Annotated in this window: 23 protein-coding genes; all 23 read left to right on the forward strand. The window is 67.0% G+C overall.

The genetic code is table 11. The features are described 5' to 3' along the window. Nucleotides 1-15: 15 nt before the first annotated feature. The 23 genes from OG352_RS06385 (at nt 16) to OG352_RS06495 (ending at nt 16,350) form a co-directional block, all read left to right on the forward strand. Nucleotides 16-726 carry a glycosyltransferase family A protein gene (locus OG352_RS06385; protein ID WP_329215241.1) on the forward strand — a complete coding sequence of 237 codons (711 nt, stop codon included), beginning with the start codon at nt 16-18 and terminating at the stop codon, nt 724-726. Further along, nucleotides 723-1,316, forward strand: a complete 594-nt coding sequence (locus OG352_RS06390) for a class I SAM-dependent methyltransferase (RefSeq protein WP_329215243.1) — start codon at nt 723-725, stop codon at nt 1,314-1,316. The genes OG352_RS06385 and OG352_RS06390 overlap by 4 nt, the downstream gene beginning before the upstream one ends. Before the next feature lie 240 nt (nt 1,317-1,556). Continuing rightward, nucleotides 1,557-2,909 carry an IS4 family transposase gene (locus OG352_RS06395; RefSeq protein ID WP_329215245.1) on the forward strand — a complete coding sequence of 451 codons (1,353 nt, stop codon included), beginning with the start codon at nt 1,557-1,559 and terminating at the stop codon, nt 2,907-2,909. 108 nt (nt 2,910-3,017) lie between these two features. Continuing rightward, on the forward strand, nt 3,018-3,290 hold the full coding sequence (locus OG352_RS06400) for a hypothetical protein (RefSeq protein WP_329215247.1): 273 nt from the start codon (nt 3,018-3,020) through the stop codon (nt 3,288-3,290). A 19-nt stretch (nt 3,291-3,309) separates the two neighbouring features. Beyond that, the gene (locus OG352_RS06405; protein WP_329215249.1) at nt 3,310-4,179 is read left to right on the forward strand and encodes an NAD-dependent epimerase/dehydratase family protein; all 870 of its coding nucleotides are present in this window, start codon (nt 3,310-3,312) and stop codon (nt 4,177-4,179) included. Between the two features lie 32 nt (nt 4,180-4,211). Beyond that, nucleotides 4,212-4,466, forward strand: a complete 255-nt coding sequence (locus tag OG352_RS06410; protein WP_329215251.1) for a hypothetical protein — start codon at nt 4,212-4,214, stop codon at nt 4,464-4,466. Between the two features lie 18 nt (nt 4,467-4,484). Next, complete coding sequence (locus OG352_RS06415) at nt 4,485-5,045, forward strand: DUF6221 family protein (protein ID WP_329215253.1); 561 nt, start codon at nt 4,485-4,487, stop codon at nt 5,043-5,045. A gap of 18 nt (nt 5,046-5,063) precedes the next feature. Beyond that, nucleotides 5,064-5,789, forward strand: coding sequence for a M12 family metallo-peptidase (locus OG352_RS06420; RefSeq protein WP_329215255.1), 726 nt, complete (start codon nt 5,064-5,066; stop codon nt 5,787-5,789). Nucleotides 5,790-5,809: 20 nt separating this feature from the next. Beyond that, nucleotides 5,810-5,989 carry a hypothetical protein gene (locus OG352_RS06425; protein WP_329215257.1) on the forward strand — a complete coding sequence of 60 codons (180 nt, stop codon included), beginning with the start codon at nt 5,810-5,812 and terminating at the stop codon, nt 5,987-5,989. Then, entirely contained in the window at nt 5,989-6,807 is an 819-nt protein-coding gene (locus OG352_RS06430) for a hypothetical protein (RefSeq protein WP_329215259.1), read from the forward strand. The genes OG352_RS06425 and OG352_RS06430 overlap by 1 nt, the downstream gene beginning before the upstream one ends. Nucleotide 6,808: 1 nt before the next feature. Beyond that, nucleotides 6,809-7,009: a hypothetical protein gene (locus OG352_RS06435; RefSeq protein WP_329215260.1), complete on the forward strand. Its 201-nt coding sequence runs from the start codon at nt 6,809-6,811 to the stop codon at nt 7,007-7,009. Nucleotides 7,010-7,018: 9 nt separating this feature from the next. Beyond that, nucleotides 7,019-7,330, forward strand: coding sequence for an HNH endonuclease (locus OG352_RS06440; protein WP_329215262.1), 312 nt, complete (start codon nt 7,019-7,021; stop codon nt 7,328-7,330). Between the two features lie 16 nt (nt 7,331-7,346). After that, complete coding sequence (locus OG352_RS06445) at nt 7,347-7,556, forward strand: hypothetical protein (RefSeq protein ID WP_329215264.1); 210 nt, start codon at nt 7,347-7,349, stop codon at nt 7,554-7,556. Further along, a complete protein-coding gene (locus OG352_RS06450; protein ID WP_329215265.1) occupies nt 7,553-7,783 on the forward strand; it encodes a hypothetical protein in 231 nt (76 codons plus the stop codon). The genes OG352_RS06445 and OG352_RS06450 overlap by 4 nt, the downstream gene beginning before the upstream one ends. 283 nt (nt 7,784-8,066) lie before the next feature. Continuing rightward, entirely contained in the window at nt 8,067-8,246 is a 180-nt protein-coding gene (locus tag OG352_RS06455; protein ID WP_329215267.1) for a hypothetical protein, read from the forward strand. A gap of 226 nt (nt 8,247-8,472) precedes the next feature. Then, a complete protein-coding gene (locus tag OG352_RS06460) occupies nt 8,473-9,111 on the forward strand; it encodes a bifunctional DNA primase/polymerase (protein WP_329215269.1) in 639 nt (212 codons plus the stop codon). Nucleotides 9,112-9,239: 128 nt separating this feature from the next. After that, nucleotides 9,240-9,641 carry a phage terminase small subunit gene (locus OG352_RS06465; RefSeq protein ID WP_329215271.1) on the forward strand — a complete coding sequence of 134 codons (402 nt, stop codon included), beginning with the start codon at nt 9,240-9,242 and terminating at the stop codon, nt 9,639-9,641. Beyond that, nucleotides 9,613-11,382, forward strand: coding sequence for a terminase (locus tag OG352_RS06470; protein ID WP_329215273.1), 1,770 nt, complete (start codon nt 9,613-9,615; stop codon nt 11,380-11,382). The genes OG352_RS06465 and OG352_RS06470 overlap by 29 nt, the downstream gene beginning before the upstream one ends. Next, nucleotides 11,379-12,845: a phage portal protein gene (locus OG352_RS06475; RefSeq protein WP_329215275.1), complete on the forward strand. Its 1,467-nt coding sequence runs from the start codon at nt 11,379-11,381 to the stop codon at nt 12,843-12,845. Before OG352_RS06470 ends, OG352_RS06475 begins: the two co-directional genes overlap by 4 nt. Next, nucleotides 12,829-13,641, forward strand: coding sequence for a VG15 protein (locus OG352_RS06480; RefSeq protein ID WP_329223732.1), 813 nt, complete (start codon nt 12,829-12,831; stop codon nt 13,639-13,641). Before OG352_RS06475 ends, OG352_RS06480 begins: the two co-directional genes overlap by 17 nt. Before the next feature lie 63 nt (nt 13,642-13,704). Continuing rightward, the gene (locus OG352_RS06485; RefSeq protein ID WP_329215277.1) at nt 13,705-14,340 is read left to right on the forward strand and encodes a hypothetical protein; all 636 of its coding nucleotides are present in this window, start codon (nt 13,705-13,707) and stop codon (nt 14,338-14,340) included. 19 nt (nt 14,341-14,359) lie between these two features. Next, nucleotides 14,360-15,316: a phage major capsid protein gene (locus OG352_RS06490; RefSeq protein WP_329215280.1), complete on the forward strand. Its 957-nt coding sequence runs from the start codon at nt 14,360-14,362 to the stop codon at nt 15,314-15,316. 17 nt (nt 15,317-15,333) lie between these two features. Next, complete coding sequence (locus OG352_RS06495) at nt 15,334-16,350, forward strand: glycosyltransferase family 4 protein (protein WP_329215282.1); 1,017 nt, start codon at nt 15,334-15,336, stop codon at nt 16,348-16,350. Nucleotides 16,351-16,355 lie beyond the last annotated feature (5 nt).

Below are 16,355 nucleotides of genomic sequence, written 5' to 3' on the forward strand. Positions count from 1 at the left end.
GAGGGAGCCCGCGCCATGGCCGACGACCTCCTCGTCATCATCCCAACCCGTGGCCGACCCCAGGCGATCCCCGAGATCGTGCAAGCCTGGGACGACACCGGGGCCACTGCCGACGTCCTGTTCTGCGTCGACAAGGACGACCCCGAGCTGAAGGCGTACAAGGCGCAGGAGAAGGCCTACGCGGACGACGCCCGGGTGCGGTTCGTGTTCTGGGCGCGGAAGCGGCTGTGCGGGACGCTCAACCAGGCTGCGGTGAAGAACGCCCCGGACTACCGGTTCCTCGCCTTCATGGGCGACGACCACCGGCCTAGGCCTGCGGCGATGCCGTGGGACGCCCGCATCCGGATATGCCTCTCCGGCGGGCCCGGCATCGTCTACGGCAATGACCTCCTACAGGGTGAGGCCATGGCGACCGCCGTGGCGATGACGTCGGACATGGTCGAAACGCTGGGCTACTTCGCGCCGGACTGCCTGGTGCATCTCTGCCTCGACCTGGTGTGGCTCGACTGGGGTCGTGGCGTGGGCCGCATCACCTACCTCGACGACATGGTCATCGAGCACATGCATCCCGCAGCGTCGAAGGCGCAGATGGATGCGGTGTACGAGGAGTGCAACAGCCCCGAACAGGTCTCCGCCGACGCCGCCGCCTACTACGACTACCGGGACAACGGCGGACTCGAAGCCGACCTTGTGAAGCTGCGGAAACTCGTCGAGGAGGCATCGTGACCGCCGCTGACGTCATCGAGGCCTGGGACCAGGCCGACCCGTCCGCGATCCACCCCACCCGGGCCGTCGACGAGGATGCCTACTGGGACAGCGGCAGGAATCAGGCCGCACTCCTCGGCACCGTCCTGGCCGACGGCTGCAGGGTCGTCGACTTCGGATGCGGAGACGGACGCGTCGCCATCCCGCTCCGCAACCTCGGCTACGACGTCACCGCCGTGGACGCCTCCCAGACCATGCTCGACCGACTCCACCAGCACGACCCCGCCATGCCCACCGTTCTCAGCCCCGGCAGCGGCCTGTACGCGGCACTCGGCAAGAAGGTCGACGCCGTCGTCTCCCTCGCCGTCCTCATCCACCACAACTACACGGACTGCCTCAACCTCCTGACCGAACTCCGGCAGGCCGTCAAGCTCGGCGGCCTCCTCGTCCTCGACTGGCCCGTCAGTGACGAGCCCGTCGAAGGGCAGAGCTGGTTGGAGGTCACCACCTGGAGCCAGCAGGCCCACGACGACGCCTGCGCCCGCATCGGCCTCAAGCCTGTCGACGCGGCGCTGCCGTGGGGCGTCTACAAGGCGGTGAAGGCTGCGTGACTACCACCGCAGACAGCACCCGCTACCTCAAGACCGTGTGGCGCGGCGAGCGGTGCTGGGAGTGGAAGGCGCTCTACGTCGGCCATGTACAGCCTCGCGGCTACCGCACGTACTGGCGCCACAAGCACTTCTGGCAGTTGCACCTCACACCCATCCACCTGCACCGCGACGGTCAATGCCGTTGTCTGTGGGCTGCACGCAGCGTTCCGCTGCGGCGTCGGCGCGAGGATGCTGACAGTTATGCAGCATCCATGGACCGGATTATCGGACGACGTGCGGTTGGGAATTCTCACCCGGTGGGTGACCGCCGAGTTGGTGGACGAGGTGCTGGCTGCGTGCGGAAAGCGGGATGAGAAGCCTGGGGCGCTGCCGGTCAGGTTCATGGTCTATTTCGTGCTCGCGTCGGCCCTCTTCCAGCAGGACTCCTATGACGACGTGGCGGAGAATCTGGTGGGCGCGCTGGAGGAGATGAGCGTGTCGATCCCGAACCGGTCCTCGTTCACGCGGGCCAGGCAGCGGCTCGGGCCGGCCGTGCTGGAGACGCTGTTCCGTCGCCTGGCCGGGCCGGTAGCCCCGCCAGGGCTTGCCGACGCCTACTACCAGGGGATGCGGATCGCCGCGGTGGACGGGTTCCTCCTCGACGTGAAGGAGAACGAGGTCAACCGGGCCACGTTCGGCGGGACGCGGGACGCCAGGGGTCATCGGGCGGGAAATCCTCAGGCCAGGGTGGTGACGCTGACCGAGACCGGGACGCACTCCACGATCGACGCGAGAGTGGGCGGGTTCAGCACCGGGGAGCGGGAGTTGACGATCCCGATGGCCGCCAGCGCTGCCGGGATGTTCGTCATCATGGACCGGGGCTTCCCCGGGGTGGAACTGTGGAAGGCGTTCACGCAGGCCGGGGCTCACCTGCTGATCCGGGCGCGCTCCACGGTGGCCCACCAGCCGGTGACGGTCCTCGTGGACGGGACGTATCTGGCCCGGATGAACCTGGCCGGGCAGAAGCGTGCACATCCCGGCGGGGTGCTGGTGCGGGTGGTCGAGTACCGCATCGATGGGGGCGAGGTCATCCGACTGCTGACCGACCTGCTGGACCCGGTGGCCTTCCCCGCGGACGAGTTGGCCGCCCTCTACCATGATCGCTGGGAGAGTGAGTCGGCGTTTCGGCAGGTCAAGACGTTTCAGCGCGGACCCCAGGAGGTCTTACGGTCCGTCAGCCCAGCTTTGATCCGGCAGGAGGTATGGGCGCATCTGGTGGTGCACCACTGCATGACCCGGATCATCATGCTCCTGGCCGACGAAGAAGGGATCGACCCGGACCGGATCTCCTTCGTCAAGGTCATCAAGCACGTGCGACGCAGCGTCATCCGCCAGTGCACGCAGACCTCTTGGCAGGTCAAGCAGTTCATGACGATGCTGGCCGATAAGGTGCACCGCAAGCTCGACAGCGGTGCCAGACGCCTGCGCGAGGCGGACCGGTTCGTCAAGCGCCCGTACTTGAAGTACACCTACCGCCCCGCGGGGAAGCCCCGCCGCCCCACCCGACACGTCCCGGAGAAGTCGCTGACCTTGGAACCCGCACTCGCTTCATAGGACAGACAACGGCATTGCCGCGACGGTCAGAAGTGGGAGATCGGCGTCTGCTTCGGCAAGCGCACCTTCTACCTCAAGACCCACCGCTGAGTAAGCCGAGGACCCCCAATGCAGCCCACCATTGGCGCCGCCGTCCACTACGTCAGCCACGGAACGCCCGGCGGCGAGTACGGCAAGGAGTGCCGGGCCGCGATCGTCACCGAGGTCTCGCCGGAGAGTAAGGGCGAAGGGCAGGAGATCGTCGGCCTCGCCGTACTCAACCCGACCGGCTTCTTCTTCAACCGGGGCTGCGTGCACCACGAGGCGGATCCCCATCTGGCCGACTCGAACCCCGCCGTGAACCACCCCGGCGGAACCTGGCACTGGCCCGAAGGGGCCTGACCGAGGCAAGGCGGTGACCATGCGCGTCCTCCTCACCGGCCACCGGGGCTTCGTCGGCCGTCACCTGCATGCCGCGCTCGAAGCCCGGGGTGACGACGTCACCGGCATCGACCTCGCCGACGGCAGCGGCGACGCCCTCGACTTCTTTCGCGCCGACAACCAGCGCTGGGACCTCGCGATCCACTGCGCGGCGATTGTCGGCGGTCGGGCCAGCATCGACGGCAGCCCGCTCGGCGTCGCCACCAACCTCGCACTCGACGCCTGGTACATGCGCTGGTTGATTCGCACCGGCACCCCGCGAGCCGTCTACTTCAGTTCGTCTGCGGCATATCCGATCGAGCTTCAGCAGCCCGGCGACGTCCGCAAACTGTACGAGGAAGACATCGACCTCGACCATCCCGAACAGCCCGACGCATCGTATGGATGGGCGAAACTCACCGGCGAGAAACTCGCCACCTACGCCGAAGCCGAAGGCTGCCGCATCCTCATCCCGCGCCCGTTCAGCGGCTACGGCGAAGACCAGGACGAGGCGTACCCGTTCCCCGCGTTCATCCAGCGGGCCAAACGCCGCGACGACCCCTTCGAAATCTGGGGATCCGGCGACTCCACACGCGACTGGATCCACATCTCGGACCTGGTCGCAGCCACCCTCGCGCTCCTCGCCGCCGACGTCACCGGACCCGTCAACCTCGGCTGGGGCAGAGCCACCAGCTTCAACGACCTCGCCGCCATCGTGTGCGCAGGAGCCGGATACCGCCCCCAGTTGAAGCACCTGCCGTCCGCACCCCAAGGCGTCCACCACCGCGTCAGCGACCCCGGCCGCATGCTCGACCACTACCAGCCGGCCGTCACGCTGGAAGAAGGCGTCCGGCGGGCCCTCGCAGACTGAACCCAACAGACGGCCGACGGCGAGGCGACACCATGATCGATGCAACCGTTGAACTACGCGTCGACACCGATCTCGAAGCGGACTTCAACAAGCACCAGCACCTGCTGCCTGGCCGTGAACTCTCCCGCCGCCACAGCGAAGACGGCCAGCACGTCATCATCACGCTCGCCGTACCCGACGCCCCCGATCGCGCAGCGACGATGAGCCCCTGGTTCACGCTCACCAGTGACCGCATCGAACTCGGCGGCATCGACTACTACGACGCCGCCGGATACCGACTCGCCTGACCCCTCGGAGCCCGCGCCATGGATCTCCACGCCTGGATCACCCAGCAAGTCGACCGCGTCGAAGAGACCGCGCGCGCAGTCGAAGATCGCAGCGCCCCATGGGACGGGCTGTGGATGGCCGACGGGAATCGAGCGGTACGCACCGTCAACGGGCACGTGCTCTTCTACCGACACAAAAGCAGCCCGCTGAAGCCGGGACTCGCTGACCACGTCGCCCTGAACGACCCGGCCGCAGTTCTGCGGCGCTGCGAGGCAGACCGCCGCATCCTCGCCCGGCACCGGCTCGACCCGGGAGCAGCGGGAACCGATCGCGCGGCAGCCTGCGACGGCTGCGGAGTCGAGTGGGTGCAGGACTGCTGCGACCCCGTCACCGACAACCTCAACGACTGCCCCGAACTCCTCGACCTCGCCCACGCGCACGGGCTGACGGACGAGATCCTCACCAGCCTCGACCGGCCTCAGCCTCCCGAGTCGAAGCCGAGCATCCGCAGTCGGTACGCCAACGGCGGCATCCTCACCACGCCCATCACCACCAGCGACATACCCGCCGCACTCCGCGGACCCCACTGGAAACCCTGACCGTGATCGGAGGTGCCCGTGGCCCTCCGACTCCGCATCCTCGCCGCCCTCGTCGCAGCCGCAGGCCTGCTACTCACCGCAGCCCCGCCCGCAGAATCAGCCACCGGACCCGTCTACGCGGGCCGCGGCTGGAAAGTCTGGACCGACAACGGCATCTACAGCCTCAACCCGGACCCGTACACGATCGTCTTCGCCGACACGGCAGCCCGGACCAAGCTGAAGCCGTACCTGCTGAAGCCAGCCGCGCAGGCGTCGACGGTCACCGGCGTGCAGATCACCGTCACCGACCTCATCGACACCACGCCCGCCGGCACCTGCCCAGCACGGCACCAGATCATCGTCTCCTACAGCTACCGGCCCACCGGCGAAGCCGGCATGTCGCAGGCCCGCGCCTGCCACCAGATCGACGACGGCTCCGCGTGGGGCGGCCACATGCTCATCGACTCCGAGTACTGGACGTCCCCGAACTGGTTCTCCACGGACGCGGTCAAGAACGACGCCTACCGGTGGAACGTCATCACCCACGAACTCGGCCACAGCCTCGGCCTCGCCCACGCCACCGAAGACTTGAACGGCGACGGCACCGTGAAGCGCGGAGAATGCGTCGCGACCGCCACCGGCACCAAGCCCATCATGTGCGATCCGCAAGGCGGCTACCTCAACCCCACCGACGCAGGCCGCTTCACACCCCCCTTCGACGAGCCCGGCCTCCGCCAACTCGCCGCCAACTGGTACCTCCGATAACCCCACCAGGAGCCCGCGCCATGGCCCGCTACCGCATCAGCTATCTCGACGGCGAAACCGAGACCATCACCGCCGCCAACCTCGAACCATCCGGAAGCCAGTACATCGCCTGGGTCGGAGACGGGGCCGCAGCCGCCTACATCCCGATCGGCAACGTCCGCAGCATCGTGCTCCAGGACGATGAGGCGGTGGACGCCTGATGGCCCGCATCCAGATCCTCGAACTCCCCACCATCTACCGCGACGAAGGCCCCGACGAGACCCCGTACATCCTCGTCATCGACGGATGGGACATCCTCTCGTTCGACGAGAACACCATGCTCAACGACTACTGGGACGCCTTCGCCAAGAAGATTGGCGCCCGAGGAGTCCTCTTCACCGACCGCACCGTCGACATCCCCGCCAACGAAACGCCAGTCGACCCCGACGGCTACCCGCTGAAGATCCGCATCGAAGGCGACTTCGAACAGTTCCGCGAACAGGTCCAGGACGAGATCACCAAGGCGCAGAACGAGATCCTCGACCGTCGCGACGCCACCATGGACGCGCAACGAATGGCCGACGGGCGCACTGGAATCGCCCGAGACGCGGACCGGCTCGCCAACCACAAGGCCGCCCTCCTCGACGCCCTCGGCATGGACCACACCCGCGACTGGGACGACATCCGGAACGCCGCCGCCGGACTACGCAAGAAATGTGACGCACAGGCCACCGAAGTCGCACAGTTGCGGGAAGGCGAAGAACCCGTCACCGACCAACGCGTCGCCCCCAACCCAGGCCAATGGATCTGGCAATGGAACCGGGCCACACCAGAGAAGCGCCTCAGCATGGCCGCACAGATCATCGACGGCATGGCCATAGCCAACAACTGCTTCATGGCCGACCACGAAGCGCGGATCTCCAGTCTGAACGCCGAACTGGAACGGCTGCGCACCGGGCACGCCGCCACCAGCCGCGACATCACAGTCGACAACGCGGCCGACGTGGTCGCCCCGCACGACCCAAGCCACCGTGCCTGACGTGACCGTCAAGCTGTCCGACGGCATCCGCGAGGTCAGCGTCGAGGTCAGCGGCAGCACGGACGGCGACCCACTCGCGCGCGCCGAAGACGCAGCTGTCCGGCTGTACGGAATCGCCATCACCAACGCGCCCGCCGGACAACGCACCGGCTTCGCAGGATGGGCACTCGGCAGCGACACCGAACGCAGCCCCGAGGAGTAGGAGACGGCCGTGAGCGGAGGCTGGGCACGGAGCACCAGGAAGAGCAGACTGCCCTCCAACTGGCGCAGCGAAATCCGGCCCGCCGCACACGCCCGAAACCCCGACCACATCTGCCACATCTGCGGACAACCCGGCGGCGACCGACTCGACCACAAACAGCCCGGCGACGACCACAGCCCCGAGAACCTCGACTGGGCCCACGACGCCACACCGCCCCACTGCCACCGGTACAAGAGCTCACGCGAAGGCCACGCAGCCAAGGCCGCCAACCCGCCACCCGGACGAAAGCGGCCACCCGAGCAGCACCCCGGACTCCTGTGAGCCAGAGGACCGCGCCATGAACGGCACACAACGTCTCCTCTATCGCCATATCCCCAGCTTCAAGCGCGAAGACGGCAGCCTGTACACCGCCTACGTCGCGATCTACTCCCGCATCTACGCCGCACGCATGCGCTACCTGCACCGGCGCGGACGGCACGCCGCGCAGCGCGGCATCGACCCTCGCTGCTCGTGGTGTGGCGGCACCCTCCAATCGAGGCAGCTATGACCGCCTACCTCGTCATCCACTCCGAACGCCGCCGCGAAGACACCCTCATCGAAGACCCCAACCTCACCGTCGAATTCGCCGACGGCTGGGTCCTCTTCAAAGACCGCACCGCCTTCGAAGACCACCGCGTCGCCATCGCCATCCCGGCCGCGCAAGTCCTCCGCGTCGAACGGGTAGACGAACCACAGACACCCCAAGACCAGGAGCCAGCGCCGGCCAAGGAGTGATCCAACATGGCGAGCAAAGGACGAGGAAGCCGGAGCCGACAAGGTAACGCCGAGACACTGCGACGCTACTGGGGACCCTCAGGCGCAGGCGGAGCCCGCATCCGCTGGGGCACACCAGGCGACTGGACCCGATGCAACAGGCTGCTCAGCAAGTACCTCGGAGCGCGAGCCAAGGGCTACTGCCAGCTCATGCACATCCGGTCAACCGGGGTCGCGACGGGCAGTCGGCTCAACCCGGGTAGGCGGACTCGGTAGGGGCCGGCCACGGCGCGGGGAGGTGGGCATGGCAGCCGTCGGTGCAGTCCAGGTCCGCTGTGCGGAGTGCGACGTCGCAGTACCGATCACGACGGAGATCACTTCGACGGGTGTTGAAGGCAGCAGGTTGATCATGAGCGTCAAGCCGGATCTGACTGACGTGATCGCCCACGCCTGGACTCGTGATCTTGGTCGTGATGATCTTTGATCCATAATCCAAACCGAAACGGACATAGGGAGCATACCCCCTACCTCAAGATCATGGGGCTCGGGGCCGTATAGCACCTGACATCCCGCCCGGGTTTCCAGGGCCGCTGACCTGCGGAAATGCCTCACCGGTCTAGTCCACTCGCGGCCGACGGTTCGGTAGCGAGATGGTAACGATGCAGGTCAAACGGCTATAGCCGTGACATCGGGGCGCCTATGCTGTACCCATGACCTCGACCGCCGCAGCCCGCCGCACCGTGTGCGGGCAGTGCGCTGGCCCGCTGCCCATGATGGCGCGGGCCGATGCGCGTTACTGCGGCGCGACCTGCAGGAAGCGGGCGAGTCGCTCCCGACTGGCCGCCCACCAAGAGCAGGTGGCCGCCGAGCAGCAGGCTCGTATCCCGGCTGAGTTGACGTTGCGCCCGCGGTGGGTGCGGCACAAGGACAAGGTGCCGCTGCGCACCGACGGCCGTTTCGCCTCAGTCAAGGACCCGTCATCCTGGTCGGACTACGCGACCGTGGCCGCGTCGAAGACGGGTGACGGCATCGGCTTCGTCCTCACGGCCGGCGACGGCATCGTCGTCGTCGACCTGGACCACGCCGTCGAGGACGGCCGGGTGCTTCCGTGGGCGCAGGCGATCGTGGATCAGTTGCCGCCGACGTACATGGAGCGCGGCCGGTCCGGTACCGGCCTGCACCTGTGGTTCCGTGGCGCGGTCCCGCACGGCCGACGTATCCGCAAGGGGGAGTTGGCGGTCGAGGTGTACTCGGACCGTCGTTACATCATCGTCGGCGACCGGGTTTCGGGTACGCCGTTGAGTCTTGCCGTGCTGCCTGATGCGGCCGGTTTGATCGCCTCGCTCTGACGCCCCGGCGGCGTCCCTGAGTCGGGGCGTCGTTGTTTCCAGCCCTCTGTGCGCCCTGGTGGCGTGCTCTGACCCTGGAGGTCGTCATGGGCGCTCGTGGACCTATCGGTAAGCGCTCTGAGGAGCGCATGGGCCATCGCTCGAAGGAAGAGAAGGACTCTGTCACGAAGGCACCTTCGGGTGCGCCGGTGGATCTGCCGGATCTGCCGGATCCGAGTCCCCTGTGGGATCCGATCGCGTCGGACTGGTACCTGTCGCTGCGGGAGTCGGGGCAGGCTGCGTTCTATCAGCCGTCGGACTGGGCGGTTGCCCGGTATGCGGCGGAGCTGATGTCGCGGGTGCTGGACTGCTCCGAGCGCGGCCCCAACGGCCAGCTTGTGGCGGCGCTGAACTCGGTGATGTCGTCGCTGCTGACGACGGAAGGCGACCGACGCCGGGCCCGTATGGAGCTGGAGCGAAACAAGCCTGCTCCGCAGGGCGATGCCGATGTGACGGTGCTCGATGACTACCGCTCCGCCTTCAGCGGCTGAGGCCGAGGAATCCGTCCCGGAGGTAGTTGACCCCGTCGTCATTGGCCCGACGTGGACGCGCGATGAGTTCGGGAACTTCGTTGAGCCACCGTTCACTCTCGGACATCACATTTGGCGCTGGGCCGAGGAGAACCTTCAGCACGGCGGCCGGCCGTGGCGTTTCACCTCGGAGCAGATCCGGATCCTCTTCTGGTGGTACGCCATTGATCCAGATTCCGGGGAGTTCATTTACCGGGATGCGGTGCTGCAACGGCTCAAGGGGTGGGGGAAAGACCCGTTCGGCGCGACATTGTCCGCCGCCGAGTTTGTGGGGCCTTGCAGATGGCATGGACGGATCGCGGAGGAAGGCGAGATCCGGGGGGTTAAAGCCGGGCAGCCGGTAGGCGAGCCGCACCCGGAAGCCTGGGTGCAGATCGCTGCCGTGTCGAAAGATCAAACCCGCAATACGATGATCATCTTCGGTTCCCTGTTCACGAAGAAATCCAAGGCCGAGTACAGCATCGAGGTCGGCAAAGAGATCGTCTACGCGCACAAGGGGCTCAGTCGGATCGAGGCTGTGACCTCGTCGCCTCGATCGCTTGAGGGCGGTAGGACGACGTTCACGCTGCTCAACGAGACGCACCACTGGATCGAGTCGAACCAGGGCCACGAGATGGCGGCGACGATCGAGCGGAACGCCACGAAGTCGGCGGATGGTTCGGCGCGGACTTTCGCGATCACCAACGCCTTCGAGCCTGGCGAGGACTCGGTCGCGGAGCAGACGCGGGACGCTTATGAGGCGGCGGAGGCTGGCCGTGTCGAGGACACGGGAATCCTGTACGACTCGCTGGAGGCTCCGCCTGAGGCGAAGCTGACTAGGCCGTGGCTGGAGAAGGTGTTGCTGGCAGTCCGGGGCGACTCGGTCTGGCTGAACATTCCCCGGATCATCAAGTCGATCCTCGACGTCCGTAACCCGCCTTCCCGTAGTCGGCGGTTCTGGTTCAACCAGATCGCCGCGGCGGAGGACGCGTGGATGGCTCGCTACGAGTGGGACGCCTGTAAGCGTGAAGACCTCGAACTCGTCGACGGCGACGAGATCGTCATGTTCTTCGACGGCTCCAAGAGCGACGACGCGACCGGGCTTGCAGCCTGCCGCATGTCGGACGGTCTGGTGTCGACGCTGGGCGTGTGGCAGAGGCCGCCGAACTGGCCTTCACCGGACACGCCGGGCTATGTGCCGTATCAGGTGCCGCGCGAGGACGTCGACGGTGTCGTGGCCAACGCATTCGGCCGGTTCAAAGTGTTGGCGTTCTACGCGGACCCGGGCTCGGGTAAGGACGACGACGGCGAAATGTACTGGGACACCTATCTGGACCGGTGGGGGCAGACCCATGGGAAGAAGCTGCTGCTGCGTGCCGTGATGTCCGGTCCGAAGGCGCATGCGGTCCGCTGGGACATGCGTGACAACCGGAATCAGGAGCAGTTCACGGACGCGGTGAAGCGGGCCCGTGAGGATGTGCTGCAGCGGACGCTGCTGCATGACGGGCACAAGGTGATGCGCACCCACGTGATCAATGCCCGGCGGCGGACGAATCGTTGGGGGATCACGATCGGTAAGGAGCATCGCGAGTCCGCACGGAAGATCGACTTGGCGGTGTGCATGGTCGGCGCCCGCATGCTGCGGCGTCTCATTTTGAACAGTCCGAAGAATCAGAAGCGCTCCACCGTGCGCGGTAAAGGACGGGTGGTGGTGCTGCGGTGACCGTCTCGATTCCCGATCTGCCGCTGGTGTATCTGTCGGACCATGAACTCGCGCTGGTCAACATGCTGCGCGCCGACATGCTGCGCGACCGGTTCGCCCTGAAAGTTCGGGACGCCTACTTCAACGGCGAACAACTCGTCCGTGATCTAGGGATCAGTATTCCGCCGCAGTTGAAGGGCCTGCACACGGTGATCGGCTGGCCGAGGGTTGGTGTCGAGTCACTGGAGGAACGCCTCGATCTGGAGGCGTTCCGCTGGGCGGACGGCTCGGACTCGTCGGAGTTGGCGGAGATCGCCGACGCCAACGATCTGTTCGACGAGTCGTCGCTGGCTCATCTGGATGCGCTGGTGTACGGCCGCGAGTATTTGGCGGTCGGCTCCGGGGATTGCGGTACGCCTGACTGCCCGCCGCTGATCTCCGCCGAGTCGCCGCTGGACATGACGCTGATGTGGGATGCCCGTCTGCGGATGGGCACGGCGGCACTCCGTGAATGCGCCGCGGACACGTACATCGAGTCGGGTCCTGAGGAGCGGATGCTGGTCCTGTATCTGCCGGACCAGACGGTGATGTGTCTGCCGAACACTTCAGGCGGTTGGGAGGTCGTCGACCGGGACATGCACGGCCTGGGTGTGGTGCCGGTGGTGCGGATGGCGAACCGGCAGCGCACCGCAGACAGGGTTGGCAAGTCGGAGATCACGCCCGAGGTCATGTCGATCACGGATGCCGCATGCCGGCGCCTGATGGGCATGGAGGTGGCTGCCGAGTTCTTCGGCGCGCCGCAGCGCTACATCTTGGGGGCGTCGGAGTCGGCGTTTCAGGACGCGGACGGTACGGCGAAGTCGGCTTGGGAGACGTACATCGGCCGGGTGCTCGCTCTGGAGCGGGACGAGGACGGACAGGTCCCGTCGGTGGGTCAGTTCGCCGCGCATGACCCGACCGGCATGACGAAGATCATCGACTTGTATGCGCGGATCATGTCCAGCCAGTTCGGGCTGCCGCCACACATGCTCGGCTACACCACGGACAATCCGGCATCTGCGGATGCCATCCGGTCGACCGAAGCCAAGCTGGTGAAGCGCTCCGAGCGCCGCATCCGCCGGTTTGGGGCCGCATGGCAGCAGGCCATGCGGCTGGCGCTGTGGGTGCGGGACGGGGAGCCGCCGGAGAAGACGCGGCGGATCGAAACCGTGTGGCGCAACCCCGCTACCCCGACGGTGGCCGCCCAGGTGGACGCCACGGTCAAGCTGGTGCAGGCGGGTGTCCTGCCTGCCGACTCCGATGTCACGCTGGAGATGGCAGGCTTCACGGAGGGGCAGCGGCAGCGGATCGCCGCGGACCGTCGTCGGAGCAGCGGCCGGGCCGGCAGCGCCTCGCTGATGGAGCGACTGGCAGCCCTCGACTCCGGCGACAGCGGCCGTAGTCCTGAGCCGTCGGAGGCCGATCTTGGTGTCGAAAACCTCTGATGGCTCGGCCTCGTCCGGTAGGTGGCGTGCGGCGCAGCGCGGGCTGACCCGACTGCTTCTGAGGGATCTGTTGACGCTACGTCGACTCCTCGACCAGAACCGCCTGCAGGCCACTGTGCCTCCGTGGATCGACGCGGTGACGGAGGTTGTCGGCCGCTACTCGGAGACGTCGGCGACTTTGGCCGCCGACTTCTACGACGGCGAACGCGAGGCAGCCGGTGTGCCGGGCTCGTTCACAGTGCCGCTCGCTGATGCGCCGCCGGACGAGCAGGTGGATTCGGCGCTGCGCTGGGCCACGAAGGATCTGTGGCAGCGCAATGAGGCCGTCGCCACCGTTGCGCAGCGTGAACCGCTCGATGTGCGGATCCAAGCCGCGATGGCGAAGGCGGACTCGGCGACGCAGAAGCTAGTCGCAGATGGTGGCCGGGAGACGCTTCGGCAGGCAGTGCAGCAGGACCGGCAAGCGGTCGGCTACGCGCGGGCCGCGGCGCTGGGAGCTTGCGCCTTCTGCCGCCTCATGGCTTCGCGCGGGATGGTCTACAAGACGGCTGGAACTGCAGGTCGAGATGCTAACGAGCGCTTCACCGGCGACGCCAGCGTGGCCAAGTTCCACAACGATTGCCACTGTGTGATCACCCCCGTCTTCCGGGGGCAGCGGTTCGAGTTGTCGCCGCATGCGGCGGAGTGGGATCGCATCTACCGCGAGTACGCCCAAGGCCATCCGGGAGACCAGCTTCGCCTGTTCAGGCAGGCGCTGGCTGAGCACGACTCGAATCCGCTTCCCGGATCCAACTGATCGACAAGGCCGCCCTGGTGGCGGCCTTTCTCATTTACACAGCCCCTGGAGGGCCGATTCGTCATGCCCGAAGAGAACGAGCAGAGCACCGAGCAGGTCGACACCGGCACCGAGGAGACCGTCGAGGAGACGGTGGCCGAGGGGAGCGGCACCACCGAGTCCACGGACGAAGCCCAGGAGGCGGAAGCCGAGGCCGAGGAGAAGCCGTTCGACCGGAAGAAGTTCGAGGCGGAGCTCCGCAAGAAGAACAGCGAAGCCGCGAACCTCCGCAAGCGGCTTAAGGATCAGGAACCCCTGCTCGCCGAGTTGCAGCGCCGCAAGGACGCGGAGAAGTCCGATACGGACCGGCTCACCGACCAGCTGGCAACTGCCACCGAGCAGATCACCAAGACGCGTCAGCGGCTGGTGCGCACGCAGGTGCAGGCGCTGGCGATGACCGGGTTCGCGGACCCGGAGGACGCAGTCGGCGCCCTGGATCTCGACTCGTACATCGACGGCGATGGCGACATCGACGAGGCGGCCATCGAGGCCGACCTCCAGTCGCTTTTGGAGCGCAAGCCGCACTGGGCGAAGGCCCAGCCCCCGGAGGGCCCGCGGCGCCCGGCACCGGACCGCACTCAGGCATCCGGCGCCAACAACCAACGGACCCTCACACCGGGCGACGAGTTCGCCGGGTGGCTTCATTCGCAGCTCAAGTAGCTGCTGAAAGTAGGAAGTCATGGTGGCTACGGCCCCGATCAAGCTCTCTGACGTCAATGCGGCACTGCTGCCGCGGACCATCACCGCCCCGATCTTCGAGAAGTCGGTCGAGCAGTCCGCGGTGATGGCGCTGGCTCGTCCGGCGCCGCTGGCGATCGACGCGACGACGTCGGTTCCGATCCCGATGGACGTGCCGACGGCCGACTGGGTCGGGCAAGCGGCGAAGAAGCCGTTGTCGACATCGTCGGTCGGTATCAAGCAGATGACGGCCAAAAAGCTGGCCGTGCTGATTCCGGTCGCCGAAGAGGTCGCGATGACCAACGCGGGCGGCCTGTACACGCAGCTCCAGCGGGATCTGCCGACGGCGTTCGCGCGGGCCTTCGACCACGCGGCGATCCACGGCCTCACCATGAAGGGCGCCGCCGGCCCGTTCTCGGACTACCTGGCGCTGACCACCAACTCGGTGGAACTGGGCACGGCAGCACAGGCGGACGGCGGCATCTGGGCGGACTTCGTCAACGGGATGGCTGAGGTCATCGACGAGGACTGGGACTACACCGGTACGGTCGCCGACCACCGCCTGAAGCCGTCACTGCTGCTCGCCACGGACACGACGGGCCGGCCGATCCTGGTCGACACCACCACGCCGGGCAACCAGATGGCGGCGGCGGGCACGCTGATCGGCGAGCCGCTCGCCTACTCCCGCAGTGTGTCCGGTAAGCAGCGCCGGCAGTCCGCTTCGTCGGACACGGGTCTGCGGGCGATCGGCGGCGACTGGTCCCAGGCGGCGTACGGCGTCGGTATGGACATCACCGTGCGGATCTCCAAGGAGGCGACCTACGTCGACGAGGATGGTGGCGTTCACTCGGCGTTCCAGGAGAACCTGGTGCTGATCCTCGCGGAGGCGTTCTACGGCTACGTGCAGGGCGACGCGCAGGCGTTCGTGAAGTACACCGGCACTCCGTCGGGGTCCTGATGGCGAGGGCTGTCCCGGTGTCCGCGCCGGGCGGGGCAGCCAAGCCCCTGAGGATCGTCGCCAGGGTTCATGCGATGCCACCGGAGCACAATGCGGGTGCCGAGCACATGCTCGTGTCGATGCTGCGGCCTTTGGCGGAGCGCGGGCACGACGTATCGGTGTGGCTGTCCCGCTACGGGAAAGCACATCAGGAGTACGAGTACCGCGGCATCAAGGTGATTCCGTTGGAGTCGCGCCTCGATTTCCCCTCTGCGGTTCGCCGCGCGAATGTGCTGTTGGGGCATCTGGAGACGGTTCCGCAGACGGCGTCTCTGGCCCGCGGGTATGGCAAGCCGCTGGTGGTGGTGTGCCACAACACGCACCGTGCGACGTTCCGGGATGCCGCGGCTGGGGGCACGGCGCTGGCGGTGTACAACTCGCTGTGGATGGAGCGGGAGGCGGAGATGTTCTTCGCCGAGTACCCGAAGTCGATCCGCCCCGAGGCCAGCCTGGTCGTCCGCCCGCCGGTGTTCGCCGACGAGTATGCGACGAAGCCGGGGACGGCTGTCACGCTGGTGAACTGCAACCCGGAGAAGGGCGGCAGGGTCCTCAAGGCCCTTGCCGAGCGGATGCCGGACCAGGAGTTCCTTGCCGTCCGAGGCGCCTACGGTGAGCAGATCCTTCCGGACCTGCCGAACGTCGAAGTCGTCGAGCACGTCCGCGGCGAGGACATGCGGGAGAAGGTGTACGCCCGCACGCGAGTGCTGCTGATGCCGTCTTCCTACGAGTCATGGGGCCGGGCCGGCTGCGAGGCTCTCGCTTCCGGCATCCCCGTGGTGGCGCATCCGACGCCGGGGCTTACGGAGTCGCTGGGTGAGGCTGGCATCTTCGTGGACCGCGAGGATGTCGCCGGCTACGAGGCGGTGCTGCGGAAGCTGAAGGCGGCGGCTGAGTACCGGCTGGCGTCGAAGCGGGCAAAGGCCAGGTCCGCCGAACTGGACCCTGCCGCCGACCTGGCGGCTTGGTGTTCCGCCGTGGAGGGCCTGGCCCGATAGGAGGT

Source organism: Streptomyces sp. NBC_01485 (assembly GCF_036227125.1).
Taxonomy (GTDB): domain Bacteria; phylum Actinomycetota; class Actinomycetes; order Streptomycetales; family Streptomycetaceae; genus Streptomyces.